The organism is Labrenzia sp. THAF35, from assembly GCF_009363595.1.
In the GTDB taxonomy this organism is placed as follows: domain Bacteria; phylum Pseudomonadota; class Alphaproteobacteria; order Rhizobiales; family Stappiaceae; genus Roseibium; species Roseibium algicola.
The window spans coordinates 6157496-6170751 of the sequence record NZ_CP045380.1 but is presented as its reverse complement, the minus strand read 5'-3'; the positions used below and the strand labels follow the sequence as shown (position 1 = coordinate 6170751).

General features: G+C 58.1%; 10 protein-coding genes. 5 read left to right on the top strand and 5 right to left on the bottom strand.

Annotation, left to right across the window (positions count from 1 at the left end; translation table 11 throughout):
• Positions 1-946: 946 nt before the first annotated feature.
• A complete protein-coding gene (locus FIU93_RS28360; protein ID WP_152507456.1) occupies positions 947-2227 on the bottom strand; it encodes a hypothetical protein in 1281 nt (426 codons plus the stop codon).
• Between the two features lie 305 nt (positions 2228-2532).
• A complete protein-coding gene (locus tag FIU93_RS28355; protein ID WP_152507455.1) occupies positions 2533-3945 on the bottom strand; it encodes an FAD-binding oxidoreductase in 1413 nt (470 codons plus the stop codon).
• A 169-nt stretch (positions 3946-4114) separates the two neighbouring features.
• Between FIU93_RS28355 and fabI the strand changes: the two genes are divergently transcribed.
• Positions 4115-4933 carry an enoyl-ACP reductase FabI gene (fabI, locus tag FIU93_RS28350; RefSeq protein WP_023001876.1) on the top strand — a complete coding sequence of 273 codons (819 nt, stop codon included), beginning with the start codon at positions 4115-4117 and terminating at the stop codon, positions 4931-4933.
• 87 nt (positions 4934-5020) lie between these two features.
• A complete protein-coding gene (locus FIU93_RS28345; RefSeq protein ID WP_152507454.1) occupies positions 5021-5665 on the top strand; it encodes a histidine phosphatase family protein in 645 nt (214 codons plus the stop codon).
• Positions 5666-5817: 152 nt separating this feature from the next.
• On the opposite strand, the gene FIU93_RS28340 is transcribed toward FIU93_RS28345, so the two are convergent.
• Positions 5818-6471: a hypothetical protein gene (locus tag FIU93_RS28340; protein ID WP_023001874.1), complete on the bottom strand. Its 654-nt coding sequence runs from the start codon at positions 6469-6471 to the stop codon at positions 5818-5820.
• Between the two features lie 213 nt (positions 6472-6684).
• Here FIU93_RS28340 and FIU93_RS28335 point away from each other — a divergent pair, with 213 nt between their 5' ends.
• Positions 6685-7869 (top strand): DUF3095 domain-containing protein, encoded by a 1185-nt coding sequence (locus FIU93_RS28335; RefSeq protein WP_075283314.1) that lies wholly within the window; start codon positions 6685-6687, stop codon positions 7867-7869.
• Here FIU93_RS28335 and FIU93_RS28330 read toward each other — a convergent pair.
• Positions 7860-10133 (bottom strand): bifunctional diguanylate cyclase/phosphodiesterase, encoded by a 2274-nt coding sequence (locus FIU93_RS28330; protein ID WP_152507453.1) that lies wholly within the window; start codon positions 10131-10133, stop codon positions 7860-7862. The genes FIU93_RS28335 and FIU93_RS28330 overlap by 10 nt on opposite strands.
• Positions 10134-10445: 312 nt before the next feature.
• On the opposite strand from FIU93_RS28330, the gene aroC reads away from it, so the two are divergent.
• Together aroC and yghX are read left to right on the top strand one after the other, a co-directional pair.
• Entirely contained in the window at positions 10446-11531 is a 1086-nt protein-coding gene (gene aroC / locus FIU93_RS28325) for a chorismate synthase (protein ID WP_023001871.1), read from the top strand.
• Between the two features lie 140 nt (positions 11532-11671).
• The gene (yghX, locus tag FIU93_RS28320) at positions 11672-12559 is read left to right on the top strand and encodes a YghX family hydrolase (RefSeq protein ID WP_152507729.1); all 888 of its coding nucleotides are present in this window, start codon (positions 11672-11674) and stop codon (positions 12557-12559) included.
• Positions 12560-12692: 133 nt separating this feature from the next.
• On the opposite strand, the gene FIU93_RS28315 is transcribed toward yghX, so the two are convergent.
• On the bottom strand, positions 12693-13247 hold the full coding sequence (locus FIU93_RS28315) for a hypothetical protein (RefSeq protein WP_055658017.1): 555 nt from the start codon (positions 13245-13247) through the stop codon (positions 12693-12695).
• Positions 13248-13256 lie beyond the last annotated feature (9 nt).

Below are 13256 nucleotides of genomic sequence, written 5' to 3'. Positions count from 1 at the left end.
TGTGGCCTCCATTGGAGGGACCGTTTGGAACCGCTCCCCCCCGTGCACTGTCTATGAGCAACGACGTTCCGCCTCGCTGCCCGTTTCTTTCGTTAGGTCTTTTGCCCATTTTGGGTCTCCAGACCGGATGGCTTATTAGCGCCTATGAAACACCATTAACCTTTTGCTTACCATATTTACAAATAGCTTATTTTTATGAGGTCATAGACGTTTCATATTGTAATTTTTGTAGATGACGGGCGCTGCGCATGTAAATTTTACATAGCGAATCTTGCGTTTCGTCATCGTCAGGACATGCCGCAAGTCCCGACCCAGTTGTTCTCCTGTCGCTGTTTCCGCTCTGCCTGTGAGCTTGAAGACGATTTTAGGAGAAATTTAACTTTTCAGGATTTTTTCTGCGAGTTTTCAAACGGACGCTGTCAAATTAAGAAGTTTAGCCAAGGAAAAAGCCGGCTTAAATCGAAAGATAATGTCGTTTATGACAGGGGTGCGTACGCGCCGGTTCACCCGTCACATGGTCACTGAATCGGCTAACGTTCCACCCAACCGGTCTGGCACGTCTGTATGGTGGTGGAAGCTGGGGAAAATGGGGTGCCTGAAAACAGGCTTTATGACCGGCAAAACCAGAACCCGGGCCTGGTTGCCGTATCCGTAAATTGCTGACAGATCAGGATCCTGGCCGTATCAATGCATACGTTGATGGGGCATTCGTATTTGGCAGATCGAACGAACCTTATCCCCAGCACCTGGGAAACTTCGGCAACCTGCCAGTTTTGACAATTGATCCCTTGAGGCTGTTGCGGGCGGAGCAGGCCTTCCCGGCACTAGGTGCTTTTACATAGCCGATACCTGGCGCTTTCCAAGTAGAGATCAGTAAATCACGAAGTTCGGCTACGCCGACGTGGCGAAACCGGCTTGGGGTGCGCCGGCTCCGCAGCTTGTCAGCTCAAGTTGTCGTCTTGAAAACATTCGCAACAGTCGAGAACAGATTGTTTCTGTTCGTGTGCACATCTATCGGAAAATTTGGGCCGGTGTTCGCCCAGATGGGCGCGTCGTTGGGCAGGCCGAGACCCCGTTGCACCGAAACGAGGCCAAAGCCGTCGTTGTCCCAGTATCCGTTGGGGAAACCGGGCGCAGGCGGGCCGCCCCACCAGGTGTAGATATTGGGAGCTTCAGGCTGGTTCCACAGTTCATCGCAATATTCGAAGTAGTAAAGCCCGATACAAAGCGGATGAGCAAAGGCCTGAGGCAGCATTTTCTGCGCAACTTGCGCCGCCTTGCTGCAGGTCTGATCGTCGGCATAAATGGTTCCGGGGTTGTTCGGGTCCCGGTGACTGGTTGCCGGCATGCCCCACTCGGTGAAGAGAACGGGTTTCAACGCCTTTGGCGGCAGGCTGCCGTAGTCCTTGAAGATGCTTTCAAAGGTCTCGGTCTGGTAGGTGTTGACGCCCCAGAAGTCGATGCTCGGGCAGTTCTCCATGTAGGAGGACGCCTTCAGGGGAATGTTCGGGTCGTCGTGGGTGGCCATGCCGGCCAGCTTGCCAGGAGCTTCTTCCTTGACGATGGCTGCCATTTTCTCCACCTGGCCCCACCAGAAAGTGGCCCATTCCGGATTGTTGTAGCAAACGTCGGCGCCGTCCTGTTCGTTCTGAATGGTGAACCCCATCACCGCCGGATGATCTGCTACGGATCTGACGGTCTCCCGCAGGACATTCGTCCAGTAGTCGATCTCTACCTGTGAGGCCTGGTCGTATTGGATCTTCCAGAACATCGTGGCAGGCAGGGGGATGCCGACCAGGACAGACCGGCGCATCTTTGCTTCTGGCGGAGCAGACTTGTCCCAGGCCAGGTCCAGAAAATTCTTATGCGTGAAATAGTGACCGTTGTTCCAGGGGGAAGGGAAGGTTCCGTTGCCTTCCAGCTGCCGTGACAGCATGCAGTAGACCCGCAGTGCATTGTTGTGGAGGTTTCTGAAATTGGGGAAGTCGCGGGACAGCAAGGGTGACCAGCTGGAAATGAAAGTGGAGCCTGCTTCGAAGTCGTCCCAATACCAGTCCCCCAGAGCAGGGGCATAGGAGTTGGAGCCGTTGATCGGGGCCGGGGAATAGCAGACCCCTTTTAATTTGACCTTCTCGGTCGTGGGCTGCTGTCCGTCTTCGGTGAGTTCGCAGTAAAGATTTGCGGTTCCATTGCTGTCGACGGAACATGTCCATTTGGTTGTCGTCATGGTGGGTCGCCTGAAATAAAGGGTTTTTGCGGAAGTCTTGCGCTCAGAAATGAGATACTTTTTCGTGTAATCTCACAATAATGCAACCAAAGAGTGCTGAATAAAGCTTTAAGAATACATCCCTCATTGAAGCGGGTTTGGAATGCAGGCCACGCTGGCAAAGCCGCTTTGACTTGAGAGGTTCGGACAGCGCAAAAAAATGCCGGCGCTTTTGGCACCGGCACTTCTTGTTTGTCGAATTCTGCCGATGACCGGCTTTCAAACGTGCGGACGTAATGTCTGCCTTCAAGAGCAGGCGAAGCGCCCTAGAGGACGCGGCCCGGGTTCAACAGTCCCTTGGGGTCGAATGCGTCCTTGATCCGCTTCATGAGATCCAGCTCAATCCCCTGCTTGACGTCCTTCAGGAGATCGCGCTTGAGGCGGCCGATGCCATGCTCTGCGGAGATGCTGCCGCCGAACTCGCCGACGATGCCATGAACAATGGTGTTCATCTCATCCCATTTCGCCAGGTAGTCTTCCTTGTCGGCGCCCACCGGCTGGCTGACATTGAAGTGGATGTTGCCGTCGCCGATATGACCGAACGGAACAGGCCGGCATCCGGGCACGAAGTTCTCTACCGCGGCCATGGCCTTGTCCAGGAAGTCCGGGATCGAGGCAACCGGCACGGAAACGTCATGCTTGATCGAGCCTCCCTCGGGCTTCTGCACTTCCGACATCCCGTGGCGGATGTGCCAGAAATCCTGAAGCTGGGTCAGGTTCTGGGCAAAGGCGGCGTCTTCCACCAGGCCTTCTTCAAATGCTTCGCCGAGAATGCTCTCCATCAGGTCCCGCACCGGAAAGGCTTCAGAACCACTGGACAGCTCCATCAGCACGTACCAGGCATGTTCTCCCTCGAGCGGGTCTCGTGCGCCTTCCAGGTGGCGCAGGCAGAATTCGACGCCAACGCGCGGCATGATTTCAAAGCCGGTCAGAACCGGCCCGGCCTGTGCCTTGGCAAGGGTGAACAGCTTGAGGGCGGCGTGCGGGTCCGGCAGGCCGACAAAAGCGGCCTCAAGCTTCTTGGGCCTGGGGAAAAGTTTCAGCGCTGCGGCTGTAATGATGCCCAGAGTGCCTTCACCACCGATAAATAATTGTTTCAAATCATAACCGGTATTGTCTTTGCGCAGGGTTCTGAGACCGTTCCAGATCTCCCCTGTCGGCAGCACCACCTCGAGGCCCAGAACCAGATCGCGCGTGTTGCCATAGGCCAGAACGGCGGTGCCGCCCGCGTTCGTGGAAATGTTGCCGCCGATCTGGCAGGAGCCCTGAGCCCCGAGCGCAAGCGGGAACAACCTGTCGACGTTTTCAGCTTCATTCTGAAGCGTCTCCAGCACCACACCGGCCTCGGCCGTAATGGTGAAGCCGGCCGGATCTACCGCACGAACCTTGTTGAGGCGTGACAGCGAAAGGACGATTTCATCCCCGGTTTCCTGCGGAATCTGGCCACCGACAAGGCCGGTGTTGCCGCCTTGCGGCACGACCTTGAGATCGTTCTGATACGCATAGGTCATGACGGCGCTCACCTCTTCGGTGCTGCCCGGGCGCAGCACCATGGGAGTGACGCCCTGATACAGGTCGCGCCATTCGGTGAGGTAGGGAGCCTGGTCGTCCGGACTTGTCAGAACGTTGGCTGCGCCGATCATCTCGGCGAAGCGGTCGGCATGGGCAGTACGCTCCATGAGCGGGGTCCTCGTGAAGTTTGACAGTAAAATTCGGGCGCCAACATAGTGTCTGAAAGCGCTGGCGTCGACGGTTCATTCCGTCACCGTGTCTCTTGAAGGAACAAACCCCTTGTGCCATAGGAAGCCAGCCCGCTGGGGTGGTATTGGAATTCTTTCGGAGACGACGATGGCGGAAACGCGCGGACTGATGAATGGCAAACGCGGCCTGATCATGGGTGTGGCGAACAACAAGTCAATTGCCTGGGGCATTGCCAAAGCACTGGCCGACGCGGGAGCTGAACTGGCTCTGACCTACCAGGGTGATGCGTTGAAGAAGCGCGTGGAGCCACTGGCAGACCAGTTGAACGCGATTGTTGTCGGCCATTGCGACGTGACCGATGGCGCCTCCATCGATGCGGTCTTCAAGACGCTGGAAGACAAATGGGGCAAGATCGATTTTCTCGTCCATGCCGTTGCCTTCTCCGACAAATCCGAATTGACCGGCCGTTTCGTCGATACGTCTTCCGATAACTTCGCCCGCACCATGGACATTTCCTGCTACTCGCTGACGGCTGTCACCCAGCGCGCCGAGAAGCTGATGCCCGACGGCGGCTCCATTCTGACGCTGACCTATTACGGCGCCGAGAAGGTTATGCCGCATTATAATGTCATGGGCGTTGCCAAGGCCGCGCTGGAAACCAGCGTAAAGTATCTGGCGATGGACCTCGGCCCGCAGAACATTCGCGTCAACGCGATTTCTGCCGGACCGATCAAGACGCTGGCTGCCTCCGGTATCGGCGACTTCCGCTACATTCTGAAGTGGAACGAATACAACTCTCCTCTGCGCCGCACGGTGACGATCGAGGAAGTCGGCGACAGCGCGTTGTTCCTGGTGTCAGACCTCGGCCGTGGTGTTACCGGCGAGATCCAGCACGTCGACTGCGGCTACAACATTGTCGGCATGAAGGCGGTGGACGCCCCGGACATTTCCGTCGTCAAGGATTGACCGTTTCGAATGGCCGGTTTCACACCGGCCATTTTCATATTGTCCGGCCCCGCCCGCCAGGGGTGATCCCGCATACCGGAAACTGAGATGACAGCTGTGCTGAGTGCCCCGAAATCCGACCTGCTGCCCAGGCTGCACGATCCGGAGTTCCTGATCTTTGTCCGCCATGGCCAGACGGACTGGAACTTCGAAGGGCGCATGCAAGGGCAAAGGGACATTCCGCTGAACGACACGGGGCGCGGCCAGGCCAGCGGCAATGGCACGCGTCTCAAAGCGTTTCTGGAGCAGGAGATGATCGATCCCGCCGGTCTGGATTTCGTATCCTCACCGCTCCACCGCACACGGTCGACAATGGAGTTGCTACGCCAGTCCATGAACCTTCCGGTGGAGGCCTACCGCCTTGAAGACCAGCTCAAGGAGATCACCTTCGGCGACTGGGAAGGCTTCACGCTGGAAGAACTGGCAGAGGAAGAGCAGGATCTGATCCTGCAGCGCCGCGCCGACAAGTGGGGCTTCATTCCACCCAAGGGCGAAAGCTACAAGATGTTGGCCGAGCGCATCGGGCGCTGGCTGGTGACCGTTGATCGGCCTTCGGTCGTCGTGTCGCATGGCGGTGTCTTCCGCGTTCTGCGCGGCTTGCTGGAAGGGCTGGACTCGGTTTCCGTTCCCAAGCTGGATGTGCCGCAGGACAAGGTCTTTGTCTGGCGTAAGGGCGCTTTCGAGATCGTTTGACAGCCCCTTCGTCGGCGTTCGGTCGTAGTTTGCGACAAGCTGTTGCAGGTCCGCATGCGGGAAAGTTCTGTCTGCGGAACTCACCAATCCAGTCTTGAAACAAGCCGGAACCAATCCGCCATATCAAGGATCTGCGGCATTCCTCCATTGGCTCAGTAGATACCCTGGGCATAAAGAGAAATCTTCGCTTTTGCGACAACGCTATTGGCAGCTTGTCCCATGAGGGTGGCGTAATTCGTGAGCGTCGCACGGTCGGCCTTCTGCTTGTTGGTGCAGACAAAGGTCATCACACTTCCCCATTCCCGTTCCGGCTCATAGCCGAACTTGCTCAGGCCATAAAGCTCACGCCCTGTCACGATGAAGAAGCCGCGTCCGTAATCGTAAATTTCACCCGGATTGCGGATTTTGGTAACGAGGCAGAATTTCTTGTGGGTGTGAATCGCCCCCAGGATCCAGCAGTCGTTGATGCACACCGACCAGCGGGCAAGCTTCTGGACATTGATCGGAAGACCGGGGGTCAGGTTGAAATGCGTCGGGTCTTCCAGGTTGAAGCGCCGGTAAAGCTGTTGGGTCTGCGCCAGTCTCCCGACATACATCTCGCCACCGGAACGGGCGACCTTGTCATAGACGGCCCACGCGGTGTGTCTTGATATGTGTGACAGGCTGATCTTGCTGTTTGCATCTCCAGGTGATTCAAACTGGGTCCGGTTAGTGTCCCAGGGGTTCTGCCTCAGCTCGTTCAGCTCATAGTGATTGTAGGAAAGTGTCAGTAGATCCTGATCGAAAGCGGTTCTTGAATACGTCATTTCGGTTTCCTCTGGTACAACGGGCCATGAGCGTTTGCTGTTCGAAATGTACGCATGTGAAGGCCGCTTTACGTGTGACCTTGGGCACTGCAAAGGAGCCCCCGACCATCCGTGCCTCGGGCTTGTCCAGTGACGGTGATCGGGCGAAGCAGCTGCGGCGTAGATGTTTACAGCGATTGCGAGGGAACCTGGAGACAATCCGGGTCAGGTGCCGTGTCCGCCAATGAATTTTATAGCGAACTGCCAAGCTTTTCAGATTTCAGCACGGTCGGGGATCTGGCCGATTACCGGCCGGTGCCGGACGACTGGTACGTTCTTGCTGCCGACATAGTCCGCTCCAGCGATGCGGTCGCACAGGGCCGGTACAAGGAAGTCAACATGGTTGGCGCCGCGGTGATCGCCGCGGTGTTGAACCGGATCGGCAGCGACCGTGTACCGTTTGTCTTCGGCGGAGATGGCGCAATGCTGGTGGTGTCCGAACACGATGTCGAGGCAGCCAGCGACGCGCTGGCCGGCGTTGTCGGTCTGGCGCGCCAGGTCATGGAACTGGAGCTGCGCGCCGCTGCAATTCCGGTCGCTCATCTGCGGGATCTTGGGGGCGACGTCCGTGTGCGCAAGTACCAGCTCAGCCCGGGCAATCACCTGGCCATGATCCTGGGGGAGGGCCTGGCCGTCGCGGACAATATTCTGAAAGATCCGGAAAAAGCACGGCCGTTTGAGATCTCTCTCCCCGATGCCGCGTTACCGCCGCTCGACGGGCTTTCCTGCAGATGGGAACCGCTTCCTTCACGAAACGGACACATCGTTTCCCTGATCGTCAAGCCGACCGGACGTATTCCAATGCAGGATGTCCTGCGGGGGCTGGCCGATAAACTCGGTTATGATCCCTCGAGGGATGACAGCCGGATGAGACTGGCGGACAAGACGCGTCTTCGTTTTCGCTTTCCACCAACCGGCACGCGTCATGAGGTGCGCCTGGGATCACCGGGAAAAGACTTCCGCGGATGGGCAAAGGCGTTGCTGGAGGCGATGGTCTTCGTCATCAGCTATCACACGGGCTGGCGCATCGGCCCTTTTGACCCGAAACGATACTTTCCCGAACTTGGCCTCAACACTGACCATCGCAAGGTCGGCGACAGCCTGCAGCTCGTGCTGGATCTGACACCGGAGCAGTTTGCAGGGGTCGAAGACTATCTGAAAGCTGGATACGCCGCCGGGGATCTGGTGTTCGGGCTGCATGTGTCCACGTCCGCCCTGATGACCTGCTTTGTCGAGGATATCGGCAAAAGCCGGCATATCCATTTCGTCGACGGGGCTGACGGCGGGTTTTCTCTTGCAGCTGCCGAATTCAAGAAACGGCAGGCGAACATGGTGCCGAAGGCGGTCGGTCAGGCCTGACTGCGCAGCGGGCCGTGTCGTTCCAGGGCGGGCATCGGGTGTGCAAAATTCTGTTTCAGGATCATCATCGCAAGGTCGCTGTCGGGAACGGCCTTTGATATGAGGAACCCCTGGATGACGTCGCATCCGTGGCGTTTCAGCCAGTCACGCTCGGCTTCGGTTTCCACACCTTCGGCAAGGACACTGATGTCGAGGCTCTTGGCAAGATTGATCAGCGCACTGGTGAATTTCTGCAGGGCGGGATCGGCATCGACGCCGGAAATGAAGCTCCTGTCGATCTTGACCCGGTCAACCTTCAGATCGCGCAGGCTCGAAATGCTTGAATGGCCGGTTCCAAAGTCGTCCAGTTCGATGAAGAACCCCAGTTCCGACAGGCGGGCGATATTCTGCTTGATGGGGGTGGCCGTGATTTCGTCGATCATCACCGCTTCCAGGATTTCCAGGCTGACATCTGCAGGCTGAAGTCCCAGGTCAAGCACCTGCCTGTGGAGCGCATCCACCGCCTTGGCGCTTGTCAGCAGACTGGCGGTCACGTTCAGGCCCAGATGTATGGCTGGCCTCGTCTTGCCGCTCAGGCTGGCGGCAAACTTCAGCGCCCGGCTGCGCACGGCCTCTTCGATCTCCTCCAGATACCCGACTTCCATTGCGGCGGGCAGGAAAGAGCCTGGATACCGGATCTCGTCGTCATCTATCCACCGAGCGAGGGCTTCTGCGCCGACAACTTCGCCCGTGTGAATATTCACCTGCGGTTGGAACCAGGCAACGATATTGCCGTTCTTGAGCGCATTCTGCAGCTCTTTGGCAATCTCGTCGCTTTCCTCGAAGGCAGCGCGCATTGCCGGGGTGAAGCGATCGAACTTGCGCGGCCCCTTTTGCTTGGCCGCCCTCAGGGCCAGAGCCGCATCGGTCAGCAAATGATCGAAGACCTGCTCGCCCGGACTGCTGATGAAGATGCCCGCATTCGCCTCGATCGCCGATCTGTTGTTGCCGATGAACCGGTCGGTCGCAATTTCCTGGAGAAGTGTGAAAGCCAGTTGCTCGAACTGCGCCGCCTTCTTGAGGCGCGGACGCAGAAACAGGAACTCCGTTCCGCCAGTCCGGCACAGGAAGTCTTCCGGTTCCGCGTGCTGGGTCAGCTGTTCGGCCACCTGGCGCAGAAGTGAATCGCCGTTGTGGTCCCCGAACCGGTCGTTCACCTTCTTGAACTGGCGCAAGTCGATCAGGATCGCACCCGTGCGCGTTCCCGGCTCTGCCGGTGGCAGGTTGCGTATCGTATTCAAAAGGGCGCGGCGGTTCGGCAGTCCGGTCAGGGGATCGTGAAATCCGAGATTTTCGAATTCCTGCTGCGTCCTGTCGGCAAGTGCGCGCGACAGGGCGATGGCGATTGCAAAAGCTGCAACAATGACCAGTCCGCCGACAAGTCCGGCAAGTGTTACGGCAAACAGTGTCTCGGATCGCTGCCTCTGCAGGTCCATCAGGAGATAGTCGACGGTGGACTGCCAAAGGTCGAAAGCGGCACTGACCAGGGCCGGCTGCATCTCCACCACGGGCTGGGCGATGACATCCGCCCCCTTTGAGGCGGTGATAGTAGAAGAGAGCAGTTTCGAGCCTGCGGTCTGAAAGGCGACGTTCGTTGTCCGGAAGGCTCTCGCCTGTTTTTGCAAGAGATCGGCTTGCTCACCGGTCAGGTCGTTAAAGTAATCAACCGTGTCCCGCGACGCCCCGTCGGCGGCAATCTTGTACTGGCCTCCCTGCACCGGGATCAGCATCTTGTCCCAGACATTGATCTCGCCCCGGCTGGAAATGCTTTTCGCATTGCTTGCCATGATCGCGGATTCGATCACGACGGTCGGCATGGTGTCGGTGATCAGATGCGGAAGTTTTGCGGTCTCGAAAGATGAAGTCGAACTCAGCCTGGTGACCTGGGAGATCATCGAGGCGAGGATACGGGCCTGCCGAAGTGCGAGCGGAATATTGCCTTCGTTCAGGAAGGTGTCGAGCGGCTGAACGAGGTCGGCGGAAAGCTCATTTCCCCCGAGTGTTTCCAGGCGTTCGCGCAGTTGGACCGGCGTCTCCCTGATCTTGCCGGTGAGCGCTTTCTCCTGCATCAGCGGCCCGAGTGCCTCGATCAGGTGCAGCCCGGCCAGGCTGTGGTCGATCGAGTTGACCTTCTCGAATTTATTATGAAACCAGAGTGAGGCAAAGAGCAGGCTGGGTGCCAGCAGAAATACGATCAGTCCAGTCAGCCAGCCCCTGATCCGCAACGTTTTGCCTCTTGGTGTTTATTAGATCCCAACGTGTAATAACGGTAGAGGTTTAAGGATTAGCAAATCAAGGGTCGAATTTTTGCGAACGGTTCGCGCGATTTCCTAGGTCGTTAATTCAAGACATCGTGAAACGCGTACCAAGGACGCCAGCTTCCATTCGAAATCTACTTGCCTTTAATTTTGACAAGGGTGGTGGACGAATGGACTTGCCAAAAATACCTGTATTCCCGGCTGCGGGCTTGAGCTTGCGGGCGCGATGGCGTATCGCTCGGCGCCTGACAGTTCAATTGCAAGCCTCGGTCACCGTTCATGTCGCATAACAGTTTTGGTCATCTTTTCCGGGTCACCACCTGGGGCGAAAGCCACGGTCCCGCTATCGGTTGCGTGGTGGACGGCTGCCCGCCGCTCATTCCCCTGACGGAAACCGATATTCAGGGCTTCATGAACAAGCGCAAGCCGGGCCAGTCCCGCTTCACCACGCAGCGGCGCGAGCCGGATGAAGTGAAGATCCTGTCCGGCGTCATGGTTGACGAGGACGGTATCCAGAAAACGACCGGGACGCCGATTTCGCTGTTCGTGGAAAACACCGACCAGCGCTCCAAGGACTATTCGGAGATCAAGGACCGGTTCCGTCCCGGCCATGCCGATTTCACCTACGACGCCAAATATGGCATCCGCGACTATCGTGGCGGTGGCCGGTCCTCGGCGCGCGAAACCGCCATGCGTGTTGCCGCCGGGGCCGTCGCACGCAAGGTGTTGCAGGGCGTAACCGTTCGCGGCGCTTTGGTGCAGGTTGGACCGCACAAGATCGACCGGGCCAACTGGGATTGGGCGGAAGTCGATAACAACGCCTTCTTTTCTCCGGACGCAAAGGCCGCCGCATTCTGGGCGGACTATCTGGACGGCATCCGCAAGGCCGGGTCTTCCGTCGGTGCCGTCATCGAAGTCGTTGCCGAAGGTGTTCCCGCCGGTTGGGGCGCGCCGATCTACGGCAAGCTGGACACGGATCTTGCTGCTGCGATGATGTCGATCAATGCGGTCAAGGGGGTCGAGGTCGGCAACGGGTTCGATGCCGCAAGCCTGACCGGTGAAGACAATGCAGACGAGATCCGCCTTGATGATGTCGGCCGGCCCGTCTTCCTGAGCAACAATTCAGGCGGCATTCTGGGCGGGATCTCCAACGGCGATCCCTTGGTCGTCCGGTTCGCGGTCAAGCCGACGTCTTCGATCCTCACCGAGCGCAAGTCGATCACCAGCAAGGGTGAAGAGGTCAACGTCATGACGAAGGGCCGGCATGACCCTTGCGTCGGCATTCGCGCGGTGCCGGTCGGCGAAGCGATGATGGCTTGCGTTCTGGCGGACCATTTCCTGCGTCATCGCGGCCAGATCGGCTGACGGGCAGCTTCGCAGCGTTACAACTCGTTACAATTCCGGAAGGCAAGGGCCATGGACCTTGCCCGTCATCTCTCTAGTTTTATCTCCAGCATGACGTCTCATGCATTTCAGGGAGTAATGACATGAATGAAATGACGCCTGTGCGCCGTATGACGGCAAAGGACTTTCCTCAGGAGCTTCTGGATCTTTATGATTTCTACGCGCATGGAAAGATTACCAAGCGCGAGTTCATGAACGGGGCAGCAAAATTCGCGGTTGGTGGACTGACGGCGGCCATGCTGCTGGATCAGCTTTCTCCCAATTATGCGCTGGCACAACAGGTTGCTCCCGATGATGCGGGGATCGTCACCGAACGCATCACTTACCCGTCACCAAACGGCCATGGCGAGGTCAACGGTTATCTGGTGAAGCCCGCAGGTTCGACCGGCAAGCTGCCGGCGGTGCTGGTCGTGCATGAGAACCGAGGGCTCAATCCGTATATCGAGGATGTCGCGCGCCGCCTCGGCAAGGCCGGGTTCATGGCGCTGGCGCCGGACGGACTGACCTCGGTCGGCGGCTATCCGGGCAGTGACGATCAGGGTCGCGAATTGCAGCGTACGGTCGATGGCACCAAGCTGATGAACGATTTCTTCGCCGGCTTCGAGTATCTCCTCAACAGTGACGACAGCACCGGCAAGGTAGGGGCGGTTGGTTTCTGCTACGGCGGCGGTGTGGTCAATGCAATTGCGGTCGCCTATCCGGAGCTTGCCGCGGGCGTGCCTTTCTATGGACGTCAGCCGGATCCTGCGGATGTCTCCAAGATCGAAGCGCCCCTGATGCTGCAATATGCAGAGCTGGACGAGCGTATCAATGCAGGCTGGCCGGCGTATGAGGAAGCTCTGAAGGCCAACGGCAAGACCTACGTGGCGCATATGTACCCGGGCGTGAACCACGGCTTCCATAACGATACGACACCACGCTACGACGAAGAGGCTGCAAAGCTCGCAGAGCAGAGAACCGTCGACTTCTTCAAGGAAAACCTGATGTAGGGTTGCCTGGGTCTGCTCGTCTCACCTCATCCCGGTTCCGGCTTTGCCCCGCCGGGATGATCATGATGAGCAGGCTTGGTTTGGTCGTTTTCCAATAAATTGCGGCCCGGCTTGGTGCCGGGGCCGCGATATCTCAGACAAACTTGAAGGCGCGGATGCGGCTCAGGATTTCTTCCGGGTCGGCTGCAAGCGTGTGCAGGTTGATCGCAATCAGCTCCCGGCCATGCTCGCGCGGCGTGCGCTTCCAGTTGCGCATCATGAACTTTTTCCAGACCGGAAAGGTCTGTGCCTTGGTGACGGCGTCATCCAGTGAACGGGTCAGGAGGACGTCCAGCCGGACCAGCTCAATGTTGCGGACGGACGTCCGTTTGACGTCCGTCATCCGGATTGCGGCCCAGTCGATGAAACCGATGCGTTCCACATAAAGCCCGTCTTCGTTGGCGCCGAGCTGTGGCTTGCCTTTTTCGATCATCGGATAGTGCCAGAAGGCAATTGCGAGCGGGGCGAGGGCGGCGAGGGCCAGCAAGGGAAGATTGCCGACAATCCCGATCACGGCGAACAGAATGCCGAGGATGAGGCTGCCGTAGACAATGCTTTCGCTCTGACTGCGGTTAAAGCCGACGGTGAAGGGCACCGGTGTCGGCTTCACGTTTTCCTCTTGTTTGACTGCCTCTTTGTTCGCCGCCATGAAAGGCCC